The organism is Arthrobacter dokdonellae (assembly GCF_003268655.1).
In the GTDB taxonomy this organism is placed as follows: domain Bacteria; phylum Actinomycetota; class Actinomycetes; order Actinomycetales; family Micrococcaceae; genus Specibacter; species Specibacter dokdonellae.
In genome coordinates this window covers 499398-524719 of record NZ_CP029642.1, presented here as the reverse complement: position 1 = coordinate 524719, position 25322 = coordinate 499398, and the positions used below count along the sequence as shown (strand labels likewise).

Genomic DNA, 25322 nt, shown 5'->3' with positions numbered 1-25322 from the left:
GGCCCGCATCGGGCCGAGACAAAACTTTACCCCACACATTCCCAAAGTCCCAAATCGGCGGTCCTGGCACGTGCCAGGACCGCCGATGCAGGGATTGGTGCCGGATTTCAGTCGTCGGTCAGCGTGACGCCGATGCCGCCGACCAGTGTGGCGGAGATGTTGTAAAGCACCGCGGACAGCATGGACAGTGCCGTCAAAAGCACCACATTGACAACGGCAATGATCGTTGAATACGAAGCCACCTGGCCGAGCGAAGCGTACTTCATCAGGTTAAACGCGGTGCCGCCTTCAGAGCCCTGAATGTCCGTCATGAGGGAGTTGACCTTGTCAAAGAGGCCAATCACGTCCAGGACAGACCACAGCACGATGGCCGCGACCACCGTGATGATGCCCAGGGCCACGGAGAGCAGAAACGCCATTTTCAGGACGGACCACGGTTCGACCTTGCTGACCAGCAGGCGGGCCCTGCGGGCCTTGGCCTTGGGGGTGGGCTTGACCAGCGGTGGCCGCGCAGGCGCCGGCCGCTTGGCGGCAACAGGTGCGGACTTCGTGGCCGTGGGCGCTGATTTCGCGGCGCCGCCCGTTCCGGGACGCTGCGCAGGGCGGGCCGGTGCACTTACCCTCGGGGCGGTACCTGGCCGCTGATTCGGGTTATTCGTGCTCAATCGGTACCTCCATTTGATGCGTCATGGTCGCTTAACGGTACTTCATCAGTCTGGGCGTTTGCTTCAAAAGCCTCCTCGGAAACCGAACCACCGTCCACGGTGCCTTCCAAAATACCGGCTGAATCGCCGTCCGCAACCCCTTCTGATTCGCCTTCCTCCAGGTCTTCGTCCTCGTCGAGTCCGCGTTCGCTGTTGCGGGCCACCTCGATGATCCTGTCGTTCTTGTCCGGCTTGGCAAAGATGACGCCCATGGTGTCCCGGCCCTTGGCAGGGACCTCGGAGACGTTGGAGCGGACCACCTTGCCGCCGCTCATGACCACCAGGACCTCGTCGTCTTCCTGCACAATCAAGGCGCCGACCAAATCGCCGCGGTCCTCGACAAGCTTGGCGACCTTGATGCCCAGCCCGCCGCGGCCCTGAAGGCGGTATTCCTCCACGGCCGTCCGCTTGGCATAGCCGCCCTCGGTGACAATGAACACGTAGGACTCGTCCGTGACCACGTTGGCCGCCAGCAGCTCGTCCCGGTCGCGGAACTTCATCCCCGTGACGCCGGAGGTCGCCCGGCCCATGGGCCGCAGGGCGTCGTCGGTGGCCGTGAACCTGATGGATTGTCCCTTGCGTGAAACCAGCAGGAGGTCATCCGTTTCAGAGACCAGCTGCGCCGAGACCAGTTCGTCGTCGTCACGCAGGTTGATGGCGATGACGCCCGCCGAACGGTTGGTGTCGTAGTCCTCCAGGCGGGTCTTCTTGACCAGCCCGTTCCGGGTGGCCAGCACCAGGTACGGGGACTGCTGGTAGTCCCTCAGCTCCATGACCTGGGCGATCTTCTCCTCCGGCTGGAACGCCAGCAGGTTGGCCACGTGCTGGCCCTTGGCATCGCGGCCCGCCTCGGCGAGCTCGTACGCCTTGGCACGGTACACACGGCCGAGGTTGGTGAAGAAGAGCAGCCAGTGGTGCGTGGTCGTCACAAAGAAGTGCTCGACGACGTCGTCGCCGCGCAGTTGGGCGCCCTTGACGCCCTTGCCGCCGCGGTGTTGCGTGCGGTAGTTGTCGCTGCGCGTGCGCTTGACGTAGCCGCCGCGGGTGATGGTGACCACCATCTCCTCTTCGGGGATGAGGTCTTCCATGCTCATGTTGGGGTCGTAGCCCATCATGATTTCCGTGCGGCGCTCGTCCCCGTAGCGTGCGGTGATGTCGGCCAGCTCGTCGCTGACGATGCCTCGCTGGACTTCGGGGTCGGCCAGGATCCTGTTGAACTCGGTGATCATGGTTTCCAGCACATCGGCCCGGTCCTGGATCTTCTGGTGCTCCAGGGCCGCGAGCTTGCGCAGCTGCATGTCCAGGATGGCCTTGGCCTGGATCTCGTCAATCTCCAGAAGCGCCATCAGTCCGTCGCGCGCTTCCTCGGATGTGGAGGAGCGGCGGATGAGCGCGATGACCTCGTCGAGCGCGTCAAGGGCCTTCAGCAGCGCGCGCTGGATGTGTGCTTCCTCTTCCGCCTTGCGCAGGCGGAACCGGGTGCGGCGAATGATGACGTCCATCTGGTGCGTCACCCAATGCCGGATGAATGCGTCCAGCGGCAGCGTGCGCGGCACGCCGTCAACAATGGCGAGCATGTTGGCGCTGAAGTTTTCCTGCAGCTGTGTGTGCTTGTAGAGGTTGTTCAGCACCACTTTGGCTACGGCGTCGCGTTTAAGCACGACGACGAGGCGCTGGCCCGTGCGTCCGGATGTCTCGTCGCGGAGGTCGGCAATGCCGGCGATCTTCCCGTCCTTGACCAGTTCGGCGATCTTGATGGCCAGGTTGTCCGGGTTGGCCTGGTAGGGCAGCTCCGTGACGACCAGGCACGTGCGTCCCTGGATTTCCTCAACATTGACCACGGCGCGCATCGTGATGGAACCGCGCCCCGTGCGGTAGGCGTCCTCGATGCCCTTGCGCCCGAGGATCTGGGCGCCTGTGGGGAAGTCCGGGCCCTTGATCCGCGCGATCAACGCCTCGAGGAGTTCCTCGCGGCTGACCGTGGGATTGGCCAGGAACCACTGGACGCCGTCGGCCACTTCGCGCAGGTTGTGCGGGGGGATGTTGGTGGCCATGCCCACGGCGATGCCGGAGGAGCCGTTGACCAGCAGGTTCGGGAAACGCGACGGCAGGATGGTCGGCTCCTGGTTCTTGCCGTCGTAGTTGTCCTGGAAGTCGACGGTTTCCTCGTCGATGTCCCGGACCATCTCCATGGCCAGCGGGGCCATCTTGGTTTCCGTGTATCGGGGCGCCGCCGCGCCGTCGTTGCCTGGCGAGCCGAAGTTTCCCTGTCCCAGGGCCAGCGGGTAGCGCATGGTCCAGTCCTGGATCAGGCGCACCAGGGCATCGTAGATGGCCGAGTCGCCATGGGGGTGGTACTGGCCCATGACCTCGCCCACCACGCGGGCGCACTTGTTGAACGAGCGCTCCGGACGGTAGCCGCCGTCGAACATGGCGTAGAGCACGCGGCGGTGGACCGGCTTGAGGCCGTCCCGGACGTCCGGAAGGGCGCGGCCCACGATGACGGCCATGGCGTAGTCCAGGTAGGACCGCTTCATCTCATCCTGCAGGTCGATCTGCTCAACCTTGTCGTGCATGACGTCGCCCGTCAGGACAACATCCGAGGAGCCGTCGGCGCTTCCCATGCCGGGATTTTCGGGAGTTTCGTCACTCATAATCTTTTATATTCCATTCCAAATATATGTCCGGTTCGTTATATTCGCGTGCGGGAACATCCGCGTCCCCATCAGGTTATATATCGAGGAACCGGACGTCCTTGGCGTTCTGTTGAATGAAGTTCCGCCGGGATTCCACGTCCTCGCCCATCAGGGTGGAGAACGTCTGGTCCGCCTCGGCGGCGTCGTCCATGGTGACCTGGAGCAGGGTCCGGTGGGCCGGATCCATGGTGGTGTCCCACAGTTCCGAGTAGTCCATCTCGCCGAGGCCCTTGTAACGCTGGATGCCGTTGTCCTTGGGGATGCGGCGTCCGGCTGCGGCGCCCGCCGCCAATGCCGCGTCGCGTTCCTTGTCGCTGAACACGTAGTCGTGCGGGGCGTTTGACCATTTGATCCGGTACAGCGGCGGCTGGGCCAGATACACGTAACCGCTTTCGATCAAGGGACGCATGTAACGGAAAAGGAGGGTCAGCAGCAGGGTGGTGATGTGCTGGCCGTCGACATCGGCATCGGCCATCAGCACAATCTTGTGGTAGCGGGCCTTGTCGACGTCGAAGTCCTCCCCGATGCCGGCGCCAAATGCCGTGATCATGGCCTGGACCTCGGCATTGCCCAAGGCCCGGTCAAGGCGTGCGCGCTCCACGTTGAGGATCTTTCCGCGCAGCGGCAGGATGGCCTGCGTGGTTGGGTTCCGGCCGCGGACCGCCGAGCCGCCGGCGGAGTCGCCCTCCACAATGTAGATCTCGGACAGCGCCGGATCCTTGGACTGGCAGTCCTTGAGCTTGCCGGGCATGCCGCCGGATTCCAACAGTCCCTTGCGGCGGGTGTTTTCGCGCGCCTTGCGCGCGGCCATTCGGGCCTGCGATGCCTGGATGGCCTTGCGGATGATGTCGCGCGACGGGCCTGGATTGCGTTCGAGCCAGTCGCCAAGCCCGTCCGTGACCACGCGCTGGACAAATCCCTTGACCTCGGAGTTGCCAAGCTTCGTCTTGGTCTGTCCCTCAAACTGGGGTTCGGAGAGCTTGACGGAGATGACGGCGGTGAGGCCTTCACGAATGTCGTCGCCCGTGAGGTTGTCGTCCTTTTCCTTGATGATGCTCTTTTCCCGCGCATAGCGGTTGATCAAGGAGGTCATGGCGGCACGGAAGCCCTCCTCGTGTGTTCCGCCTTCGTGGGTGTTGATGGTGTTGGCGTAGGTGTGGACGCTTTCGGAAAAGGAGGTGGTCCATTGCAGGGCCAGTTCAACGGCCATGTGGCGGGCCGCGTCCTCCGTTTCAAAGGCGATGACGTCCTCGTGCACGGGCTCGTACTTCTTTGAGGAGTTCAGGTACTTGACGTAGTCAAGCAGTCCGTCAACGTACCTGTACACGACTTCACGCCTGCCGGTGGCAACGTCCTTGCCCTCGGGAATGGCGTCCAGGTCCGGGTCGTCGCCGGCTTCCTCGTCAACGCGCTCGTCCGTCAGCGTGATCTGAAGTCCCTTGTTCAGGAAGGCCATCTGTTGGAAGCGGGCGCGCAGGGTTTCAAAGTCAAACTCGACGGATTCAAAGATCTCGGGGTCCGGATAGAAGGTCTGCGTGGTTCCGGTTTCGGTGGTGGCCTCACCCTTCACCAGCGTGCCCTGCGGCTTCCCGCCGTCCGCGAAGCTCATGCGCCAGACGTGGCCCTTGCGCCGAATTTCCGTCTCCACCCGGCGGGAGAGGGCGTTCACCACGGAGATGCCCACCCCGTGCAGGCCGCCGGACACGGCATAGCCGCTGCCGCCAAACTTGCCGCCGGCGTGCAGGATGGTCATGACCACTTCAACAGTGGGCTTGTGTTCGGTGGGGTGGATGTCGACGGGAATGCCGCGGCCGTTGTCGACGACGCGGACGCCGCCGTCGGCGGTCAGCGTAATTTCAATGTGGTCGCAGTATCCTGCCAGCGCCTCGTCGACGGAGTTGTCCACCACTTCATAGACCAGGTGGTGCAGCCCGCGCAGGCCCGTGGACCCGATGTACATGCCGGGGCGCTTGCGGACGGCTTCCAGTCCTTCGAGCACCGTAATGTCGCTGGCATCGTAATGGGGCTTGTTGTTGTCCGGGGACGCCTGGGCCTCAACGGGACCCGCAGCGGCGGTGTCTTCCACGAGCGCATTCGTTGCGGTGCCCGGGTTCTCCGGATTGTTTTCAGTCACAGGCGCGTTCGACCCCTTTAGATAGTTCGCTGGATTGCCGCCGCAAGGCATGGCACGGTTACGGCCGGTCCGTGCACCACATCAACCTTGGGAAGGCTCGTCATTACCGCCCCAAGGGGCGCCACAAAAGCGGTCGTGGCGCCGTCGAGAGGCGGTCCTGCCTATAATTCTACCTTGCGGCGGGGCCCACGCGGTGACAAACGTGCCCTGAGACGCAAGATATGCGCCCTGGAATCGAATGATGTGGCTGCCGATGAGGGGATATACGCCCCGGGGGGTTCTAAACGCCCTGCAGCGACGCTGGCAATTCCGCGCCGGTCCACCCTTCCGGCCTGCCATCCGCTATCCGTACGTGTCGCGGGGGCCGCGTCCCTTGACGTTGCGGTAGCCCTTGCGCCAGCTGGGGGCCGCCGGTCCCAGGACAAGGATCTTGGTGACGACGCCGGCGCCGAGTTCGGCGTCAAACTTGGCCAGGAGCGACGACGACAGGAGCCTGAGCTGCGTGGCCCAGCTGGTGGAGTCGCAGCGGACGTGAAGGGTGGTGACTTCGAAACTCTCCGGCTGGCAGTGGGCCGCGATGTCCGCGCCGACGAGCGTGTCCCATTGGGCCATGACCGATCCCACGGCCAGCGGCGAAGTCCAGCCGCGGTCCGACACCAGCCGGCTGACCACCCTGCCCAGCCCCTGCGGGTCCCGGCCGCCGTCCAGGGAATCCAGGAATGCAGCGCGCTTGGCTTTCGGCACCGGCTTTGCGCCCAGCCGGCTGCGCGGTATGCGCAGTTCACCCCGGCTTTTGGCGATGGTGCGCATCCGGTTCAGTGCGGCCTGGGCGGCATCCACCTCGGTGGCGTGATCCGACGCCTGGGCCTGCAGCCGGCTGGTCCGTCCGGTGGCATCATCGCTGCCGCGGCTTTTGGACGCGTCGTCAGGCGCCATCGTGCGCCGCTTCCCCTTCAGGATTGGCGGTGCCGGGGAGGATGCCGCCGGGAATGACCTGGACGTGGGCGCCGGCCAGTTCCGCCGGGATGTCACCGGCGACGGCGGCCGTCACCAATACCTGTTCCGCGCCGCCCACCATGGCGGCAAGCTTGCGACGGCGCTGGACATCCAGTTCGGCAAACACGTCGTCGAGGATCAGGATGGGCTGGTTGTCGGGAATGTGCGAATCCTCGTCCAAGACATAGTAGGACGCCAGGCGCATCGCCAGCGCCACGGACCAGGATTCCCCATGGGACGCGTAGCCGCGGGCAGGTGCCTGTCCCAAAAGCAATTCCAGTTCGTCGCGGTGCGGACCCACCAGGGACATGCCGCGTTCCAGTTCGCGGGGCCGCGAGTCAGCCAGCGCCTTAACATAAAGTGCGGTGAGCTCCTCCACGGTACACAGCGACAGGTCCTCCGCCTCACTGGCGGAAGTGGCACGGGGGAGGCCGCCGGCGTCGGGGGTTCCGGCGTCGTCCTGGCCTGCCGCCTCTCCGGCCGGGTCCAGGCTGCTGCGGTACAGGCCGCGCAACAGCTTGGATCCGTCGGTCAATTGCGCGTAGGCCTCGGCCATGTGCGGGCGGAGCCGCTCCACCAGGTCAAGCCGGGCGGCCAGGAGGTTCGCGGCCGCGGCAGCCAGGTGGGCATCCCACACGTCCAGGGTGGACAGGTGGCCCTCGGTGACGCCGCCGCGGGAGAAACGGGCCGAGCGTGCGGACTTCAAGAGGGCGTTGCGCTGTTTGAGGACCTTGTCATACTCCTGGCGGGTGGCGGCGTGCCTGGGCATCAAAACTACCAGCAGGTCGTCCAGGAAACGGCGCCGGCTGGCCGGGTCCCCCTTGACCAGGGCCAGGTCTTCCGGGGCGAACAGTACGCTGCGGCACAGGCCCAGGACGTCCCGCGAACGGATGGGATTGGCACGGTTGATGCGTGCGCGGTTTGCCCGGCTGCCATTGATTTCCACTTCGACGGTGACCTTTTGGGCCCCCCTGACCAGCCGTCCCCTGATCAGCGCCTGCTCGGTGCCGAAGCGCAGGAGCGGGGCGTCGGAGCTGACCCGGTGTGAGGACAGGCTGGAGAGGTAGCCGATGGCCTCGACCAGGTTGGTCTTGCCGAGCCCGTTGGAACCCACCAGGACGGTCACCCCGGGTGAAAGCTCCAGGTCCACCTGTGCGTAGCTGCGGAAATCCGTCAGGGAAAGATGCTCAAGATACACGGGTACTGCTTAGCCTGGCTTCTTCAGGAACCCGACGGCTTGGTGGCGTGGCCGCCAAACTGGTGGCGGAGGGCCGAGACCATCTTCATGGCGGGGGAATTGTCCTCGCGTGAGGAGAAGCGGGCAAAAAGGGCGGCCGTGATGGCCGGCGCCGGCACTGCGTTGGCGATGGCCTCCTCCACGGTCCACCGTCCCTCGCCGGAGTCCTCCACGTAGTCGTCGATGGTCTCCAGGCCCGGATCCTCGTCCAGCGCCTTGACCATCAGGTCCAGCAGCCAGGAACGGACCACAGTTCCCTTCTGCCACGCACGGAACGTTCCGGGAAGGTCCTTGATGATTTCCTTCTTGGACAGCAGCTCATAGCCTTCGGCGTAGGCCTGCATCAGGCCATATTCAATGCCGTTGTGCACCATTTTCGCGTAGTGGCCCGCGCCGACGTCGCCCACATGGACGAAGCTGTCCGCGCGGTCGCCCTCGGGGCGCAGTGCATCCAGGATGGGCAGGGCCCACTCCACATGGTGGGCGGATCCGCCGGCCATGAGGCCATAACCGTTTTTCAGTCCCCAGACGCCGCCGGACACGCCAACGTCCATGAACCCAATGTTTTTTTCACCCAGCTGGGTGTGGTGGCGCTGGTCCTCGGTGAAGCGGGAGTTGCCGCCGTCGACAATCAGGTCGCCGGCTTCCATGTGCTGGGCAAGTTCCGTGATGACCGAATCCGTGATGTCGCCGGAAGGCACCATCACCCAGATGAGTCGCGGTGCCTCAACTGCCGCAACCAGGCCCGCGAGATCCGCAACGTCGGTGACGTCCGGATTGCGGTCGTAGCCGGTGACCTCGATTCCCGCCTCTCGCAACCGGGCGCGCATGTTGAAGCCCATTTTTCCAAGTCCGACAAGTCCGACGTGCACGGCGTTTCTCTTTTCTGGTTGGGTGGCGCTGGGCGGAAGGGCAGGCCTTACTGGTTCGGCAGCCTGACGGGCATGACCAGGTAGCGGTAGTCGTCGCTGTTTTCACCGTCGAGATCGTCCTGGGCCGTGAGCATGGCCGGCTTGGGCGCCGAGGTAAAGGAGAAGCGGACGTACTTGCTGTCGAACGCGTTGAGGCCTTCGCTGAGGTAGTGCGGGTTAAAGGCGACCGTGATGTCGTCCCCGGACAACGCCGCTTCAAGGTTTTCCGAAGCCTGGGCGTCCTCGCCGGTTCCGGCGTCCAGGGTCAACTGGCCGTCGGTGAAGATCAGACGGACCGGGGTGTTGCGTTCCGCAACAAGGGACACACGCCTGACCGCCTCGGCCAGGGCAGTGGTTTCCACGGTCGCGTGGATGGGGGTGTTCTCCGGAAACAGCGATCGGATCTTGGGATAGTCGCCGTCTACGAGCAGCGACGTGGTGCGGCGGCCGCCGCTTTCAAAGCCGATCAATTCGCTGTTGTCCGAAAGCGCGATGTTGATGTTGCCTGCGCCGCCGAGTGTTTTGGCGACCTCGCTCAGTGTCTTGGCCTTGACCAGGGCGCCCGTGGAGATTCCCGGCGTCGTCGGGTTCCAGCGGACCTCCCGCAATGCGAGCCGGTAGCGGTCGGTGGCCAGGAGCGTGATCAGGTCCCCTTCAATTTCCATCTTGACGCCGGTCAGGATGGGAAGGGTGTCGTCCTTGCTTGAAGCGATGATCACCTGGGATACAGCCTGGGCGAAGGCTTCGCCGTCGACCGTTCCGCTGAGTTCGGGGAGCGCCGGCAGTTCTGGATAATCGTTGACCGGCATGGTTGACAGATGGAATCGGCTGCTGCGGCACGTCAGTGTGACCTTTGAGCCGTCGGTTTCGACCTCGACCGGAGCGGAGGGCAGGCTGCGGCAGATGTCTGCGAGCAGGCGGCCGGAAACCAGGATGGTGCCTTCCTCCGCGATGTCGGCGGCGATCTCCAAGCGGGCCGAAATCTCATAGTCAAAGCTGGCCAGGCTTAAGGTACCGGCCTCGGCCTTGAGCAGGAGCCCCGACAACACCGGAACAGGGGGCCGGGGCGACAGGGAACGTGCGGCCCAGCTGACTGCTTCAGTCAGAACATCCCGTTCGACTCGGAACTTCACGGAAGGGTGCCGCCTTTCATCGAGCAAAAAGTGTGTGGTGCCGGTGTGGCGTTCCCCGGGACTTGAATGGGCATCGAGGTCGGCGCTTGGAATTACATGCTTGCAGACAGCTTAGCCCTTTGACCAGCCGAGGCTGACATCGACGATGGGCCGGATCGGTGGGTCCGTGGTGGAAATGAAAATGTTGTTTGAAACGAAGAATTCTTGGGATTCGTAGTGGTAATAAGTCCTGTGGATACTGTGGGTAACCTCGCTGGGACGCGGTACCGCCGAGATCTGCCCTGTGCACAAGATGTGGGGCTGGCCCGCTTGCCGCTGTGGGGAACGGTGGAGAACTTTCCGCGCCAACTATGGGATCCACAGGCGAGGGGGTGGTTGTCCGCAAGTAAAGTGCGGTTGTGCACTTAAGTTTCCACAGGCTTATCCACAGCTGTTAATGAGTGACATTTTTTTCGCCGCTTCGCGGACCTCAGCCCTCGCGCTGCTGCTGCTTGATCTTGTTGGTGAGCTCGGTGACCTGGTTGTAGATTGCCCGTCGCTCCGCCATGAGTTCGCGGATCTTGCGGTCCGCGTGAATCACCGTCGTGTGGTCGCGACCGCCGAACTCCTGGCCGATCTTGGGCAGGGACATGTCCGTCAGTTCACGGCACAGGTACATGGCGATCTGCCGGGCCGTCACCAGGGTCCTGGTCCGCGATTTGCTGCACAGCTCTTCCATGGAGATGTTGAAGTAGGCGGCCGTCTGACCCAGGATCGCGGTGGACGTGATTTCCTGGGCGCCGTCGTCGGTGATGAGGTCCTTCAGCACCATTTCGGCCAGCCCCACATCCACGGGCTGGCGGTTGAGGCTCGCGAAGGCCGTCACCCGGATCAAGGCACCTTCAAGCTCACGGATGTTCGTCGAGATCTTGGACGCGATGTACTCCAGGGCGTCGTCGGGCGCGGACAGGCCTTCGCCGATGGCTTTTTTACGCAAAATGGCGATGCGGGTCTCCAGCTCCGGCGGCTGGACGTCGGTGAGCAGGCCCCACTCAAACCGTGAGCGCATGCGCTCCTCAAAGCCTTGCAATCGCTTGGGCGGAAGGTCGGAGGTGATGACCACCTGCTTGTTGTGGTTGTGAAGGGCGTTGAAGGTATGGAAAAACTCTTCCTGGGTGGCGTCCTTGTTGGCCAGGAATTGGATGTCGTCAATCAACAGGATGTCCACATTGCGGTAGAGCTGCTTGAAGCTTGCTCCTTCATCGTCGCGGATCGAGTTGATGAAATCGTTGGTGAACTCCTCGGAGTTGACATAACGGACACGAATTCCGGTGTAAAGGCGGCGGGCGTAATGGCCGATGGCGTGGAGAAGGTGGGTCTTGCCCAGCCCGGAGTCCCCGTAGATGAACAGCGGGTTGTAGGCCTTGGCAGGTGCCTCCGCCACGGCCACGGCCGCAGCATGGGCGAAGCGGTTGGACGCACCAATCACAAAGGAGTCAAAGATGTACTTGGGGTTGAGGCGCCCAAATTCATGGGAGGTGCTCGGAAGCATCGGGGACGGCTTGGAGGCGCTATCACTGCCGTGGGTTCGCTCGATGCGCTCGCTTCGGTCGATGCGCTCGGTCCGTTCGGCGCGTTCCGGGCGGGCGGTCCGGACCGGGTCATCGGCGGGGGCGGCTTCCTCCTCCTTGGCAGGAGGCACCAGGTCCGCGTTGACACTGAAGGCGCAGCTTATTTCTTCAGGGAAGACCTGCCGCAGCGCGTCAACGAGTGTTTTGCTCAACTGGGTCTGAAGGACTTCGCGGGTCAGCTCGTTGGGGACGGCCACCAGAAGCGTATTTCCGATGAGTCCTTGCGGTTGGGTGAGAACGACGAAGCCACGCTGACGCGGTGACACGCGGTCATCCTGTTCAAGAATTCGGATAACCCGGCGCCACGAACTTCCAACGTCATTGATTTCCTCAGTGCTCATTGACCGTTCCGCCCATTGTGTGTTCCACCTTTACTGCCAGACGGTCGTGCCGCCGGATTTTCGTATTTACGCATTTTGCCGCGTGATTTCCCTTACACGGCCCCGCTTGGGCCCGGCTGCCAGGAAGACCCTCTGACTGCGTCATCCACAGAGTTATTCACAGCCGTGGATAACTCCGTCACGGGCTAGCCTAGGTGATCAAAAGAGCAGAAGATAGCGAGGGAATGGGGTTGTGGATAAATGTCACACGACGGGTCGCCGGCGACTGGCGTCCTCACAGTTTGTCCACGGGTTATCCACGGAGCCGTACACAGGCCAACATCCGGCTCCCGGTGAGGCGCAGCGGGGACGGCCCGGAAGCAGCACGTTGGCCAGGGTCACCGTTTGACTAGCGGGACCGCCATGACCTAACGTTGTGAAGTCCCATGTGTCTGCTTTGCGCTTTTGCGCGACTCCTTGAAGAAGGAGACAAAGGCGGGCATCCATATACTTAGCGTCGGCCTGTTCTTTCCCTTACTTAGCTTCGGGCAAGGCGCATCTTTGATTGTCTTGGAGTAACTACCGTGAGCAAGCGGACTTTTCAGCCGAACAACCGCCGTCGTGCCAAGAAGCACGGCTTCCGCCTTCGCATGCGCACCCGTGCCGGCCGCGCCATCCTGGCCGCACGCCGTGGCAAGGGCCGCGCCGAGCTGTCGGCATAGACCAATAACTGCCTGGCGATCCGTCAGGCCCTAGGGAAGCAGCGGTAGAGCGCAGGGTGCTGGCCACCAGAAACAGAATGCGGACATCCGCTGCCTTCTCACATACTGTACGTTCCGGCGTCCGCAACGGACGCCGGAACGTAGTGTTATATGTGGTGTCCACTTTGTCCGAGGAACCCAGCCAGATCGGGTTCATCGTTTCAAAGGCAATTGGGAACGCTGTGACCCGGAATCTCGTTAAAAGGAGACTACGGGAAATAGCGGTTGACACTGTTCGCCGCCATCCATACGGGATCAACGTTGTGGTGAGGGCTCTGCCCGCATCAGCAGCCGCCTCGTGGGGTGAACTTGTCAATGATTACCAAAGGGCATTTTCCAAGGTTGAATCCGGGCTTTCGGCGTCAGCCAGTGGAACCGCCGGTTGACGCCGGCGGGACAGACGCAACTTCCGCAGTGGACAGGGCCTGAAGGATTGAAGGAGAACATGTCTGTGACCCAAGCCGGGCTTGAACGTCGCGCGTTGTACCAATCTGCCCTTGTCGGCAGGTTCTTGTGGCATGTTCCCCGCAACATCTTGATGGCCATCCTTAAAACCTACCGGCGCCTCATCTCACCCGCTTATGGGCAGGTGTGCCGGTTTTTTCCATCATGTTCGGCTTACGCGCTTGAGGCAATAACCGTCCATGGCGCCGTCAAGGGCAGTTGGTATGCAGCCGGCCGCATCGTGCGGTGCCATCCCTGGAATGCCGGCGGCATTGACCCGGTGCCATCCCCGGCTCATGCCCGCTGGGATGATCCGTCCTCGGTCCCCCTCATTGTCCAACTGAACCACCCGGATTATTTTCTGGCGGTTCAAGCGGAGACACAAAGCCGCCATGCGGCTTCAGGAGAATAGAAAAGAAATATGGATTTCCTCCAGACGATTCTGACGCCCTTCGAATGGCTCGTGTCCATGATCATGGTGCTGTTCCATGACGGCCTGACATTCCTCGGGCTGCCTGCCGCATCCGGCGTCACCTGGACACTTTCCATCATCGGCCTGGTGCTGGTGATCCGGGGCGCCCTGATCCCTGTCTTCGTCAAGCAGATCAAGGCCCAGCGCGGAATGCAGGCGCTGCAGCCGGACATGAAGAAGCTGCAGGCAAAGTACAAGGGCAAGACCGACCAGCTCTCACGCCAGGCCATGGCGCAGGAACAAATGGCTCTCTACAAAGAGCACGGCACCAACCCGTTCTCCGCCTGCCTGCCCATGTTGATCCAGATGCCGTTCTTCTTCTCCCTGTTCCGGGTCCTTTCCGGAGTGTCCAAGGCCGCATCGAACGGCGTCAGCATTGGCGCGATGAACCCGCAGCAGGTGGCGCAGTTTGACCACGCCAGCATCTTTGGGGCTCCGCTTTCCGCGGCCTTCCTGCCGCAGTTGCAGGGAGGAGACCTCAAGGTCGCCGTTGTGGTGCTGTCGCTGATCATGATCATTGCGATGATTGCCTCGCAGTTCATCACGCAGAAGCAGATCATGACGAAGAACATGTCCGAAGAGGCCATGCAGGGACCGTTCATGAAGCAGCAGAAGATGATGCTGTACGTCCTGCCGCTGGTCTTCGGCATTGGCGGCGTGAACTTTCCCATCGGCGTGCTGATTTACTGGACCACCACCAACATTTGGACCATGGGTCAGCAGTTCTTCGTGATCCGCCGCATGCCCACTCCCGGCTCACCTGCCTACAAGGAATACCAGAAGCGCCGTGAGGCCAAGGGCCTGCCGCTATTGGGTGCCTCAAAGAAGGCCGTGGCCGCCGAAGTTGAAGTTGAAGATGTTCCTGAGCCCAAGGGACAGCGCAGCCAACCACAACGGAAGAACAGGAAGAAGAAGTAATGCCTGCTGAAACTGAAATTGTCGCCGAAGAAACGCCTGCACACGATGGTGAAGTTGGAGTGAGCCGCCTCGAAGAAGAGGGCGACATCGCTGCGGATTACTTGGAAGAGCTTCTCGACATCGCGGACATTGATGGCGACATTGACATTGAAGTCCGCGACGGCCGCACGTACATCTCCATCATTTCGGACCAGGAATCGGATGCGCTGACGGATTTGGTCGGGCGCGAGGGGGAAGTGCTGGACGCACTTCAGGAACTGACCCGTTTGAGCGTCCTGTCCGCCACAGGAAGCCGTTCCCGCCTGGTGCTGGACATCGCCGGATACAGGGAACGCCGCAATGCCGAGCTGATGCGGACGGCGAACGACGCCGCGGAACAGATCAAGGCTGGGCGCAATTCAGTGGCACTGGAACCGATGGGGCCCTACGAACGGAAGATCGTCCACGACGCCATTGCAGAGCTGGGGATGGAGTCGGCATCCGAGGGCGAAGGCGCGAACCGCCACATTGTTGTTACGGCCGGGCAATAAAGAACAAACGTAATTCAACTGGGTTGGTCCCGTTCCCCTGCCCCCGGGCAAGCGGACGGGACCGCTTGCGAGGGGACCACCGTTATGGCAGATCTAACCGCTGAAGAAGCCATTGCCGCCGAGCAGATTTTTGGGGACCGGCTGGACCTGGCCAAACGCTACGTGGAACACCTTGCCACATCCGGCATTGAGCGCGGGCTGATCGGTCCGCGCGAAGTTCCACGGCTGTGGAGCCGTCACGTACTCAACTGCGCGGTTGTCGCGGAGTTGATTGACGACGGCGCTAGGGTCGCCGATGTGGGTAGCGGTGCGGGTCTTCCCGGCCTCTGCCTGGCCATCGCCCGGCCGGACCTCTACCTGACCCTGATCGAACCTCTGGAGCGCAGGGTGGTCTGGCTGGAGGAAGTGGTCATGGACCTTGGACTGGACAATGTGGAGATCATCCGGGCCAGGGCCGAGCAGGCGGTCGAAAAAGTGGAGTGCGATGTCGTGACGGCCAGGGCGGTTTCGGCACTGAACACTCTGGCGCCGTTGACCATTCCGCTGCTGGGAGGCGCCGGTGAGCTGCTGGCAATCAAGGGACGCAGCGCAGAAGAAGAGATCAGCAAGGCGGCCAAGACGATCAAGAAGCTTGGCGGCATTCAAACCGAAGTGTTGACGGCCGGTGCAGGGATACTGTCCGAGCCCACCACGGTGGTACGAGTGAAGGTGCAACGCCGCTGATCCACCGTGCGCCACGGTGGAACGGATAGGCTAGTGACGGGCAAACCCAGCCAAATGAAAGTGAGAGTGTCAGCGTGACGAGCAGCGAAGCAGCTTCGCAACGGATACCACCCTTTATGTCGCTGGGGTCGGCACGGTCTGACATAACGGGCGGCATGGCCACCGGATTGCGATCTTCAAATCAACTTAATTCAGTTGATAAAAAGAAAGTTGTCCGTGTTTCACGTGAAACATCCCCCCAGAGGGGGCCATCGTCGCTCGGGGACGATTTCGACGACAGCAGCCCCATTGCCAGTCAACTGGTCAGTGAGACGAAGCGGCGCGAACGGTTGCTTGGACGGGCGCTTCCCCGTCCTCAGCGGACCCGCATTCTTACCGTGGCCAATCAAAAGGGCGGCGTGGGAAAAACTACGACCACGGTAAACATCGCGGCCGCCTTGGCATCGGCCGGCCTGCACGTCCTCGTCATTGACATCGACCCCCAGGGCAACGCGTCTACGGCCCTGGGCGTGCCCCACCATGCAGACATTGACAGCATTTACGATGTGCTGATCAATGACTTCACGCTTGCCGATGTAGTAGCGGCGTGTCCCGACATCGACAACCTGTACTGTGCGCCTGCAACCATCCACCTGGCGGGGGCGGAAATTGAGCTAGTCTCCCTCGTCGCGCGTGAGCAGCGCCTGCGCCGTGCCATCGACGAATATGTAAAGTTCCGCGACGAAAACGGCGAACAACGCCTCGATTTCGTCTTTATCGACTGCCCTCCGAGCTTGGGTCTGCTCACCGTTAATGCTTTTTGCGCCGCCAACGAAGTGATGATCCCCATCCAGTGCGAGTACTACGCGCTTGAGGGGCTGAGCCAACTGTTGAAAAACATCGAAATGATCCAAAAGCATCTTAATTCCGATTTGGTCGTTTCCACGATCCTCCTCACCATGTATGACGGACGGACAAACCTGGCGGCGCACGTGGCAGCTGATGTGCGGGAACACTTCCCCAATCAGGTGCTCAAGGCGCTTATTCCTCGATCGGTTAGGATTTCCGAGGCTCCGAGCTACCAGCAGACCGTCATGACCTATGATCCGTCGTCCACCGGCGCGTTGTCGTACCTGGAAGCGGCGGCGGAGATCGCCGAGCGCTAGACTTCTGCTGGGAGAACAAGATGAAACAGTGAGTCCCCCGGTTTAATGTGCAATTCACTAGGCCCGCAACAGACTGGGCTCGTTCTATGGAGGAATAATCGATGACCGACAAGCGTAGAGGGCTTGGTCGCGGCTTAGGAGCCTTGATTCCCAACTCGGCCCAGGACGAATCCGGTTCTTCCTCCTTACCCAGCCGCCCCGTGGACCTGTTCTTCCCGGAACCCAAGGAGAGGAAGATGCCTCCCGCCACACGGGTCACCAAGCGTGAAGCTGCACCGGCGCCTGAGCCGGAGCTCGTGGAAGTGCCGGGCGCGCATTTCATGGAGCTCCCAGTGGGGAAGATCCACCCGAACCGGAAACAGCCACGAACGGTGTTCGATGAAGATGAAATGGCCGAATTGGTCCATTCCGTCAGGGAAATCGGCATCCTGCAGCCGATTGTGGTGCGCAAGTCGCCCGAAACCGGGGACCAGCCCTATGAACTGGTCATGGGTGAACGCCGCTGGCGCGCATCGCAAGCGGCGGGGCTTGACACCATACCGGTAATCGTCAGGGAAACCACTGACGACAACCTGTTGCGAGACGCTCTCCTTGAAAACCTGCACCGCAGTCAGCTCAATCCTTTGGAAGAAGCGGCAGCATACCAACAGTTGCTGGAAGACTTTGGCACCACACATGAGCAGCTCGCCGACAGGATTGGCAGGTCGCGACCGCAGGTGTCCAACACCTTGCGGTTGTTGAAGCTCCCGCCCATCGTGCAGCGACGTGTGGCGGCCGGTGTCCTGTCAGCTGGCCACGCCCGGGCCCTTTTGTCATTGCCGGGCGCGGAGGTAATGGAGCAGCTCGCGCAGAAGATTGTTGCCGAGGGAATGTCGGTTCGTGCCACCGAAGAGGCAGTTCAGTTGTATCAAGCGCCGGCCCAGGACCACAAGGCGCGCTTGACGAAGCCTAGCCCGCGCCATGAGCGTCTGGACTTTCTTGCCAGCTCACTGTCCGACCGTCTTGATACCAATGTCAAGATTTCCCTCGGCGCTCGAAAGGGAAAAGTCAGTATTGAGTTTGCCTCAGTCGAGGACCTGAACAGGATCATGGACGTTTTGGCGCCGACCTCGAACTAGCTTGGGCACAGGCGATGCGGCGGTGTTTCACGTGAAACACTGCCGCATCGCATTTGAACGGCGTTCGCCAGGATTGATCCTCAGGACTTCTGCGCGGGTGATGACTGCGCCCCCGGACAAACCCGCACGTCCCGCTACTGGCTCCCAGTTGAGGCCCGAGGATGTCATTTTTCGGTATTGGACCGGGATTTCCCCGGATTCGAGGACGAGGCAAGCGACGAGAAAGCGGCGCCACACCCATAGCCCCCGACCGGACCTGAGGCAAAATTGGGGCTGCGTTGATAACCCGTATGCTGTCCATGGTGCTCGCTGCTTGGACCGGGTCATGGAGGGACCCTTCCGGGCGGCGCCAGGGACGACAACGATATTTGGGGCCTCCTGCGGGTTCGCGATATCCCATGCTGGTGCCGGAACAGACGGCCAAAAGGCCGATCGAAAACACAAAAGCTCCGCGGACGGCGAGCCGGCACCCGCTTCATGAGGGCCTAAAAGCAAGACCACGAGAGACGGGTGCGGCTTCAACGTCGGCACGCATCGGCTGGGTCTGGACGCACACTACGACAAACCCGCCCGGTCACACTGGTCGGCGACGGCCCTGCGTGCGCCCTCATCGGGGCCCCCGCGAGAAGCGCGCGCTCGACGACTCTTCCCTTCTCGAGCATGAGCCTTCCGTGTTTCACGTGACACCTCCCTGCGGGTGCCCAGACCGGCCGGTGCACGGAGGACATGACCATCTGTGCAGAGTATCTGATATGGCCCGATCGGATTGGATGGGTCCGCATGGCGGCTCGTTCGGTTAGACGACGCGCGGCGTATGAGCGCGTGAGCGGTTCAAATTCCTCGGGCGGCCCGGTCGCACACTGGTGCCCCGGAAGGCCATCAGGCGCCCGCGTACAGGCTCCTGGAAAGCCTCCGTCGAAGCGGTCTAAGGGGGAGACGCGTGCTGTTCGCGGATCACATTCTCGACCAGCACTGTCCCATGCGCGACGGCGGGACCCGACTAGGACGTTGCTCGGTCAATAGGAGCTACTGGTACATGTGGGTGCCACTGGTATTGCCCGTATACACTGCCCCAGACGGCAGGGCCGAATGGTGGCACCCTGAAATCGACTGTTCATCCCGCGGAACCTGATGGCCTGCGCGCCGACACGCCTATGGCTGGCCGACCTCCGCGGCAGGGCCAAGAGTCGATACCGACCCGTTTACGAGCCCTGTTGACAACGACGCGAATCCGGCAGCGCTGGGGGTTGCCGTTTATCCAATGAAGCGGCTCGATAGACGAACGTCTCTCGGAGGTAGCTGGCGCGGCGCAAGGGCACATCGGTAGTTCCATGAGCGGTGATCGACCGGTCAGGGAACGGGCAGCGGTGACGCATTTACGCTGGCTGTGTCGGGAGAATTGCGGGATTGCTTTCCGAGCGACGGTCCGTCGTGGACTCAGCGATTCTTGGTCATGGGTCGCACGCGAACTGGCGGCAGCGTTTGGACGAGTCCTGTTTCACGTGAAACTGCACCGTTCACTATCGGCGCGGACCCTTTGCCAGTCTGAAGGGCGGCACGGGGAGTTGCCAGACACAGACCCGTCTGCGATGGGGTATGTTGCTGAATGCTTCCGTGCAGTAATGCCACCGAGGCAGCAGTGATTTTGACTGCTCTAGCCGTGATGGTCCGGTTGAGCATGAGCATGAGCATGACGAGGCGGCCCAGGACGTGCCTGGAATGGGGCGCGACGACAGCGGCTGGTCCGAGCGGAGCACCAGCGCTGCCGCTACCTGGCGGCTCTCTTCGTGGCGGACTCGCACGGGGCGCTCCTTGCACGGCTTTCAGAGTCAGGTCGGCAAATGTTCCAACGCCTCTTGGAGCAAGCCTGGATTGCTGTTGGTTGATTGCTGAACCCATGGAGCTCCATTGAGCCCAGGAGGACCTGTGCCTGCGGGAACAGCGTTGGACGCCATGGAGATGCCGGTCGCGCCGAACGAATGATTTCAGCCTCGTTGCCGCAAGTCGTCAAAAGCGGTGCCGGACATGTCCACCTCAACGTTGCCGCGAATGGTCAGTTTCAAGTTGCAGCTAAAAGATGGCGTTCTGCGCAACCGTCGATCGTTGTGCCGATCTGCCATGAGGTCGTCGCCGCTGAACGTTGACCAGTAAGCACTGGCTGAGGATGTGAAGGTCGCCGGATTGGTCCCACGGAGCGCCTTCTGTCATGCGACCTTTTAAACGCCTCAGGTACAGCGTGGACTCTATTCGCTGGAATCGGTGATTGCCGATTGTGCCGCTGCGTGGTCCACGATGCCATCTGTCGATGAGTACGATCCCATCACCGCTGAGGGGGCGAGGTTGTCTATGGTTCGCAGCGCGCCTCGGAGTTCTTGACAGTTGGCGGAGACCCGGGCCCAAGGCGGCGCCCGCAGCCTGCGGGAATTCTCTGTGAGGATCCGAGCATGGCGGAAGGCGGTATTCCCACCTGTGCTTGTCTGGGTCTCGCAATACTTGTCTACGTCCGTGGTGCGGGGACGATTGAGCTCCGCAATGTTCAGGCTTCCGGTCGTACTGCCGCGAGGTCGCTATTCTTTGACGCGACGTAAAGCCACAAGGGGAAGTTGGCCCGCTCGTCAACGCTGACTGAAAATAGGGCCATTTTTGCCGTTTGAAAACGGGGCCACGGTGTGTTGTTTTATTGTGCCAGAGTTTGTGGCTTGAGTCGGCCTTGGAGCCTGTAGCTGTTGCCGGAGAGGTTGATGACCTCGGCGTGGTGGACGATTCTGTCGATCATGGCCGAGGCGATCGTGGCGTCGCCAAAGACGTCGGCCCAGCGGCTGAAGGCCAGGTTGCTGGTCAGGATCAGCGAGGCCCGCTCGTAGCGGGAGGAGACGAGCTGGAAGAACAGGTTCGCGGAGTCCTGGTCGAACGGGATGTACCCTACTTCGTCAATGACGAGGACTTTGTAGCGGCGGAGCTTGGCGAGTTCCGCCGCGAGTTGACCACGGTTGTGGGCCTCGGCGAGGCGGGCGACCCAGCCGATGGCGGAGTCGAACAGGACCCGGTGCCCGGCGTGGGCGGCCCGGGTGGCGATGCCGACGGCCAGATGGGTTTTGCCGGTGCCGGGCGGGCCGAGCAGGACCACGTTCTTCGCTTCCTCCAGGAACACCCCGGTGCCCAGGTGGGCAATCAGGGATTGGTCCGCGGCGGGCTGGTGGTCGAAATTGAACTCCTCCAGGGTCTTGTGCCCGGGGAACTTCGCGGCCTTGACCCGCAACGCGGCGCCGGAAGCTTCGCGTTCGGCGACTTCCCGGGAGAGGACGGCGGCGAGGTATTCCTCATGGGACCAGCCCGCGGTGCGGGCCGTGTCGGCCAGGTGCCGGTAGCCGTCCCCGATCCGCGGCGCCCGCAGCGCCCGGGCGTAGTACTCAATGTCCCTGCCGGCATTGGCTGCCACCGCGCTCATAGCGTTGCCCCGACCAGCTCGGGGGCTTCGCCGGTGGTGATGCCGAAGGCCTGGTCGTAGACGGAAAGGTCCCGTTCCTGCACAACGGCCTGCCCTGGAGGTTTCCTGGCCATGGAGGACCGGTAGTCCCGCCGCAGCTCGGCGGCGCGACTGACATGGGCCGGGTCGGTGAAGATCTGGTGCCTGGCCCACCGGCGTTCATGCCGTGCCAGCACCGTGGCGCCGGCGGTGACGGTGACGGTATCCAAATCCGCGGTGACCTGCACCATCCGCCCGATCGCGGACGGATCCACGGAATAGTCGTTCGAATGCACCCGCACCTGTTGACTGAACAGCCTGCCGGGTTTGGGCATGTCGCAGAGGGACGGGTCAGCTGGGGACATAGCGTCTTGGATCATGGTCGAAGAATCTGATTGTTCCAGGGAGTTGGAATATCTGCGTGTGCCTGCGGTCGGTTCGCTGGAGGCAACCGGGTCGCGGTGGGAGCCGTATCGGCTGGTGGGCGCGGACGGCGGAACAGTCCATGCCGTCGAGGCGTTTTTCGCTGATCTGCTGGCGGCCGGGCGCAGCGAGGCAACCGTCCGCTCGTATGGCATGGATCTGCTGCGCTGGTTCCGTTTCTTGTGGGCGATTGGCGTGGCCTGGGATCGTGCATCCCGGATCGAGGCGCGGGATTTCTGCCGCTGGCTGGCGGTAGTGGCCCGGGAAGGCCGCGGGTATTCAATTTCGGCCCGGCTCCACAGCGAGACGGTGCTGCGGGGCTTCTACGATTTCCACCGCGATGTCGGATCGGGCCCGTTGGTCAATCCGTTCCCGCTTGCTCGGTCCCGACGCACCGGACGGGCGAACGCCCATCACAATCCTATGGATCCCTACCGGCTGGAAAAGTCGGGCTTGTACCGGCCCAAGCCGCAGCGCAGGATTCCACGGAGCATCCCTGATCGGGTTTTCGACGACATCTTCGCGAAGTTGCGCTCGAACAGGGACCGCGCCATGGTGGCCTTCTACGTGTCTACCGGTGCGCGCGCCTCGGAGTTGTTATCGGCCACTCAGGGAGGCGTGGACCCCGGAAGGCAACTGATAACGGTGGTGCGCAAGGGAACCCGGGAAGTGCAGGAATTGCCGGCGTCACCAGACGCGTTTGTGTGGCTACGTTTGTATCAGGTCGAGATGAAAGATGCGATCGGGCAGGGTCCGCTGCAGCCGTTGTGGTGGACGCTGGACCGGCCGGCGCGGCCATTGACCTACCACGCGGCACACCGGATGTTTGAGCGTGCCGGCCAGGCGGCCGGCCAAGAAGCAACGCTACACGCGCTTCGGCACACCGCTGCCTACCGGATGGCCGAGGACCCCTCGATGCCGCTCACAGACGTGCAATACGTCCTTGGTCATGCCCGGCTGACGACCACCCAGATTTACATCACGCCGCGAAAGGAGGACGTGATCGCCCGCGTGTTGGCGCACCACTCCGCCCGCGACCGCATCGAGCAGCCGCCCCCGGCGGCGCCGGGCTACTCGCCAGAAACCCTCGCCGTGCTCTTTGGAAAGGCCACACCATGAGCATCAGCGCCGTTATGGCCCCGGCAGAACAAAGCAAAGACACCAACGGCGACTGGCCACCACAGTCGGATGACACCAGGGACGTGGCCGCATGGCGGGCACGGTTTCCCCCGAGGCCCACCGTCGATCGGTGGCCGGCCACCGGCGTTGACAGGCGGACCTTGGATCAACGGGCGTCGGAAGCGCTGTGTGCCCCGGTATCGAAATCGATGCGGCTGCTGGGCCTTCGCGGATTGTTGATGCTCCTGGACTGGTTGTCAGAGCACCCGGGCGACACCTGGCAGGAACGATGGCTGGCCAGCGGAGCGGACGCGGCGGGCGACGACTGGGCCGAGCTGCCCGCCCGGTGGCTACGTGAGCGCGGCGACTACTCGCCCTCCCGGCTGGAGGTGATGACCAGTTCCTTCCTGATCGCCGTCGGACTCGATGTGGTTCGCCCGTCCTTGCGGTGGCTGCTGACCGGAGGAAAGAAACGCAAGCTGGTCCGTCACCTGACCCGTACCCGCGACGGTGAAGGATTCGCCCGGCTGGGCGACCACTGCGAGCGTGACGAGACAGTCGGCACCGACGTGGGCAAGCACGTGCTGTTTCGTTGCGCCGTGATCGTCGCCGCAAAAGGCGGCACAGTCGAGGACATCACCGTCGGTGATGTCCTCGAGGTCATCGACCTGGAGAAGGAGATTCGCGCCAAAGCACCCTCAGCCGGGGCGAGCATCCGCGTCCTGCGGCAAACCGGGATCATTACAGCAGACGTACCGAGCCTCAAACAGATCCACAGCACCGGGCAACGCACCGTCGAACAACTCGTCGACCGCTACAACATTGCCTGCATCCCAATACGCGACCTGCTGGTCGACTACCTGCGTGAGCGGCAGCCGTCCGTCGACTACTCCACACTGCTGTCGCTGGCCTACGCGCTGGTCCGCTGCTTCTGGGCCGACCTGGAACGCCACCACCAGGGCATCGAATCGTTGAACCTACCCCGCAATATTGCCGGGGCGTGGAAGCGACGACTGAGCACCAAAATTCGCACCATTGTCCGCGACGGCAAGGAAATCCAGATCGAGACCGAGCGACTGTCGCACCTGGATATTCTGGCAGCGGTCCGGGCGTTCTACCTCGACCTGTCCCAGTGGGCATTAGAAGACCCTAGCCGGTGGGCCCCATGGGTGGCACCGTGTCCTATCAGCCAGGACGATCTGTCACGCCGGAAAATGGTGCGGCACCGCAAGGCGCGCATGGACAGCCGCACCCGCTCCCGATTGCCGGTAATGCCCGTATTGACCAACTCCACCACCACCTGGCGCCGTCAATCAACAGCGCTCCTCGCCGCCGGGCTACGCGCCGCGCCCGGCGAACCGTTCACCTCCGACGGCATCACCATGACCAGGATTAAACGTCCGCACGGCACGCAGGCCAACGTCTGGGTCACCAACCCGGACACCGCCAAAAAAACCCTGCTCAACCGCGATGAAGACCATGCATTTTGGGCGTGGGCGGTCATCGAGGTGCTGCGGCACACCGGCGTCCGCATCGAGGAACTGCTTGAGATCAGCCACCACAGCCTGATCCAATACCGGCTGCCGGACAGTGGGGAACTCGTTCCGCTCTTGCAGATCGCCCCGTCTAAAACCGACACCGAACGGTTGCTGGTGGTCAGCCCCGAACTGGCCGAGGTGCTTTCCACGATCATCAGCCGCCACCGCAAACCCGAGGGCACCATCCCCCTGGTCAGCGCCAGAGACGAACACGAACTGGTTTGGCGCCGACCTGCCCCGCTCCTGTTCCAACACCTCGTCAACGGCGAACACCGTGCCATTACCGCACGATTTGTCTCCACCCTGCTCGACGAAGCGCTGGCACGCACCGGCCTGACAGGCCCTGATGACGGGCAGCCGCTCCGGTTCACCCCGCATGATTTCCGCAGGATCTTCATCACCGATGCAATCATGAACGGGCTTCCGCCGCACATCGCGCAGGTCATCGCCGGCCACCAGGACATCGGCGTCACCATGGGATACAAGGCCGTCTATCCAGAGGAAACGATCACCGCCCACCGGGCGTTTATAGCCCGGCGCCGCGCCCTGCGACCGAGCGAGGAATACCGCGAGCCCACCGACGACGAGTGGCAGCAATTCCTTGGCCATTTCCAACGCCGCAAGGTATCGGTCGGGACCTGCGGCCGCGCGTTCGGCAGCAACTGCATCCACGAACACGCCTGCATCCGCTGCTCCCTGCTCTGGCCCGATCCGAACCAGCAGACCCGCCTACTCGAGATCCGCGACAACCTCAAAGCCCGCGTCGTCGAAGCCCATGAGCAAGGCTGGCTCGGTGAAGTCGAAGGCCTCGAAGTCAGTCTCGCCGGCGCCGAAGACAAACTGGCCCAAGTGCAACGGCGCACCAACACATCCGTCGCCCTCGGCATCCCGACCATCGGCCACCAGCCCGCTGGCTGACGCCGG

Annotated in this window: 20 protein-coding genes; 10 read left to right on the top strand and 10 right to left on the bottom strand. The window is 62.6% G+C overall.

The genetic code is table 11. The features are described 5' to 3' along the window. Positions 1 to 107: 107 nt before the first annotated feature. The 8 genes from DMB86_RS02350 to dnaA form a co-directional block, all read right to left on the bottom strand. On the bottom strand, positions 108 to 665 hold the full coding sequence (locus DMB86_RS02350) for a DUF3566 domain-containing protein (protein ID WP_113716390.1): 558 nt from the start codon (positions 663 to 665) through the stop codon (positions 108 to 110). Further along, a complete protein-coding gene (gene gyrA, locus DMB86_RS02345) occupies positions 662 to 3358 on the bottom strand; it encodes a DNA gyrase subunit A (protein ID WP_113716389.1) in 2697 nt (898 codons plus the stop codon). Before gyrA ends, DMB86_RS02350 begins: the two co-directional genes overlap by 4 nt. Positions 3359 to 3434: 76 nt before the next feature. Next, on the bottom strand, positions 3435 to 5585 hold the full coding sequence (gyrB, locus tag DMB86_RS02340) for a DNA topoisomerase (ATP-hydrolyzing) subunit B (RefSeq protein WP_113716388.1): 2151 nt from the start codon (positions 5583 to 5585) through the stop codon (positions 3435 to 3437). A gap of 291 nt (positions 5586 to 5876) precedes the next feature. After that, positions 5877 to 6470, bottom strand: a complete 594-nt coding sequence (locus DMB86_RS02335; RefSeq protein WP_113716387.1) for a DciA family protein — start codon at positions 6468 to 6470, stop codon at positions 5877 to 5879. Continuing rightward, a complete protein-coding gene (gene recF, locus DMB86_RS02330; protein ID WP_113716386.1) occupies positions 6460 to 7728 on the bottom strand; it encodes a DNA replication/repair protein RecF in 1269 nt (422 codons plus the stop codon). Before recF ends, DMB86_RS02335 begins: the two co-directional genes overlap by 11 nt. A 23-nt stretch (positions 7729 to 7751) precedes the next feature. After that, positions 7752 to 8639: a phosphogluconate dehydrogenase (NAD(+)-dependent, decarboxylating) gene (gnd, locus tag DMB86_RS02325; RefSeq protein ID WP_113716385.1), complete on the bottom strand. Its 888-nt coding sequence runs from the start codon at positions 8637 to 8639 to the stop codon at positions 7752 to 7754. Between the two features lie 47 nt (positions 8640 to 8686). Beyond that, complete coding sequence (gene dnaN, locus DMB86_RS02320; protein ID WP_113716384.1) at positions 8687 to 9811, bottom strand: DNA polymerase III subunit beta; 1125 nt, start codon at positions 9809 to 9811, stop codon at positions 8687 to 8689. 469 nt (positions 9812 to 10280) lie between these two features. After that, positions 10281 to 11762: a chromosomal replication initiator protein DnaA gene (gene dnaA / locus DMB86_RS02315; RefSeq protein ID WP_113716383.1), complete on the bottom strand. Its 1482-nt coding sequence runs from the start codon at positions 11760 to 11762 to the stop codon at positions 10281 to 10283. A 563-nt stretch (positions 11763 to 12325) separates the two neighbouring features. Between dnaA and rpmH the strand changes: the two genes are divergently transcribed. From rpmH to DMB86_RS02275, 8 genes are all read left to right on the top strand, one after another. Continuing rightward, the gene (gene rpmH / locus DMB86_RS02310; RefSeq protein ID WP_113716382.1) at positions 12326 to 12463 is read left to right on the top strand and encodes a 50S ribosomal protein L34; all 138 of its coding nucleotides are present in this window, start codon (positions 12326 to 12328) and stop codon (positions 12461 to 12463) included. 77 nt (positions 12464 to 12540) lie between these two features. Next, on the top strand, positions 12541 to 12888 hold the full coding sequence (rnpA, locus tag DMB86_RS02305) for a ribonuclease P protein component (protein ID WP_418202317.1): 348 nt from the start codon (positions 12541 to 12543) through the stop codon (positions 12886 to 12888). Positions 12889 to 12947: 59 nt separating this feature from the next. Further along, positions 12948 to 13358, top strand: a complete 411-nt coding sequence (yidD, locus tag DMB86_RS02300; protein WP_113716380.1) for a membrane protein insertion efficiency factor YidD — start codon at positions 12948 to 12950, stop codon at positions 13356 to 13358. Positions 13359 to 13367: 9 nt separating this feature from the next. Beyond that, on the top strand, positions 13368 to 14336 hold the full coding sequence (yidC, locus tag DMB86_RS02295) for a membrane protein insertase YidC (protein WP_113716379.1): 969 nt from the start codon (positions 13368 to 13370) through the stop codon (positions 14334 to 14336). Further along, the gene (locus DMB86_RS02290) at positions 14336 to 14866 is read left to right on the top strand and encodes a Jag family protein (protein WP_113716378.1); all 531 of its coding nucleotides are present in this window, start codon (positions 14336 to 14338) and stop codon (positions 14864 to 14866) included. Before yidC ends, DMB86_RS02290 begins: the two co-directional genes overlap by 1 nt. 84 nt (positions 14867 to 14950) lie before the next feature. Continuing rightward, positions 14951 to 15589, top strand: coding sequence for a 16S rRNA (guanine(527)-N(7))-methyltransferase RsmG (gene rsmG / locus DMB86_RS02285; RefSeq protein WP_113716377.1), 639 nt, complete (start codon positions 14951 to 14953; stop codon positions 15587 to 15589). Positions 15590 to 15663: 74 nt separating this feature from the next. After that, complete coding sequence (locus tag DMB86_RS02280; protein WP_227878549.1) at positions 15664 to 16734, top strand: ParA family protein; 1071 nt, start codon at positions 15664 to 15666, stop codon at positions 16732 to 16734. Between the two features lie 101 nt (positions 16735 to 16835). Further along, positions 16836 to 17852 carry a ParB/RepB/Spo0J family partition protein gene (locus DMB86_RS02275; RefSeq protein WP_113716375.1) on the top strand — a complete coding sequence of 339 codons (1017 nt, stop codon included), beginning with the start codon at positions 16836 to 16838 and terminating at the stop codon, positions 17850 to 17852. A 2677-nt stretch (positions 17853 to 20529) separates the two neighbouring features. Here DMB86_RS02275 and istB read toward each other — a convergent pair. Further along, positions 20530 to 21300 carry an IS21-like element helper ATPase IstB gene (istB, locus tag DMB86_RS02270; protein WP_113716374.1) on the bottom strand — a complete coding sequence of 257 codons (771 nt, stop codon included), beginning with the start codon at positions 21298 to 21300 and terminating at the stop codon, positions 20530 to 20532. Continuing rightward, complete coding sequence (locus tag DMB86_RS02265; RefSeq protein ID WP_171814336.1) at positions 21297 to 21698, bottom strand: Mu transposase domain-containing protein; 402 nt, start codon at positions 21696 to 21698, stop codon at positions 21297 to 21299. Before DMB86_RS02265 ends, istB begins: the two co-directional genes overlap by 4 nt. Between DMB86_RS02265 and DMB86_RS02260 the strand changes: the two genes are divergently transcribed. Further along, complete coding sequence (locus tag DMB86_RS02260) at positions 21697 to 22860, top strand: tyrosine-type recombinase/integrase (protein WP_113716834.1); 1164 nt, start codon at positions 21697 to 21699, stop codon at positions 22858 to 22860. The genes DMB86_RS02265 and DMB86_RS02260 overlap by 2 nt on opposite strands. After that, positions 22857 to 25316 carry a tyrosine-type recombinase/integrase gene (locus DMB86_RS02255; protein ID WP_227878548.1) on the top strand — a complete coding sequence of 820 codons (2460 nt, stop codon included), beginning with the start codon at positions 22857 to 22859 and terminating at the stop codon, positions 25314 to 25316. The genes DMB86_RS02260 and DMB86_RS02255 overlap by 4 nt, the downstream gene beginning before the upstream one ends. Positions 25317 to 25322 lie beyond the last annotated feature (6 nt).

What these genes read in the sequence shown, in the direction of transcription:
- dnaA (WP_113716383.1), bottom strand. Translation starts at nt 11,762, where the DNA reads ATGAGCACTGAGGAAATCAATGACGTTGGAAGTTCGTGGCGCCGGGTT.
- DMB86_RS02265 (WP_171814336.1), bottom strand. Translation starts at nt 21,698, where the DNA reads ATGATCCAAGACGCTATGTCCCCAGCTGACCCGTCCCTCTGCGACATG.
- gyrA (WP_113716389.1), bottom strand. Translation starts at nt 3,358, where the DNA reads ATGAGTGACGAAACTCCCGAAAATCCCGGCATGGGAAGCGCCGACGGC.
- rnpA (WP_418202317.1), top strand. Translation starts at nt 12,541, where the DNA reads ATGCGGACATCCGCTGCCTTCTCACATACTGTACGTTCCGGCGTCCGC.
- istB (WP_113716374.1), bottom strand. Translation starts at nt 21,300, where the DNA reads ATGAGCGCGGTGGCAGCCAATGCCGGCAGGGACATTGAGTACTACGCC.
- gyrB (WP_113716388.1), bottom strand. Translation starts at nt 5,585, where the DNA reads ATGCCTTGCGGCGGCAATCCAGCGAACTATCTAAAGGGGTCGAACGCG.
- DMB86_RS02275 (WP_113716375.1), top strand. Translation starts at nt 16,836, where the DNA reads ATGACCGACAAGCGTAGAGGGCTTGGTCGCGGCTTAGGAGCCTTGATT.
- DMB86_RS02255 (WP_227878548.1), top strand. Translation starts at nt 22,857, where the DNA reads ATGAGCATCAGCGCCGTTATGGCCCCGGCAGAACAAAGCAAAGACACC.
- DMB86_RS02290 (WP_113716378.1), top strand. Translation starts at nt 14,336, where the DNA reads ATGCCTGCTGAAACTGAAATTGTCGCCGAAGAAACGCCTGCACACGAT.
- DMB86_RS02335 (WP_113716387.1), bottom strand. Translation starts at nt 6,470, where the DNA reads ATGGCGCCTGACGACGCGTCCAAAAGCCGCGGCAGCGATGATGCCACC.
- DMB86_RS02260 (WP_113716834.1), top strand. Translation starts at nt 21,697, where the DNA reads ATGGTCGAAGAATCTGATTGTTCCAGGGAGTTGGAATATCTGCGTGTG.
- yidC (WP_113716379.1), top strand. Translation starts at nt 13,368, where the DNA reads ATGGATTTCCTCCAGACGATTCTGACGCCCTTCGAATGGCTCGTGTCC.
- yidD (WP_113716380.1), top strand. Translation starts at nt 12,948, where the DNA reads ATGTCTGTGACCCAAGCCGGGCTTGAACGTCGCGCGTTGTACCAATCT.
- rsmG (WP_113716377.1), top strand. Translation starts at nt 14,951, where the DNA reads ATGGCAGATCTAACCGCTGAAGAAGCCATTGCCGCCGAGCAGATTTTT.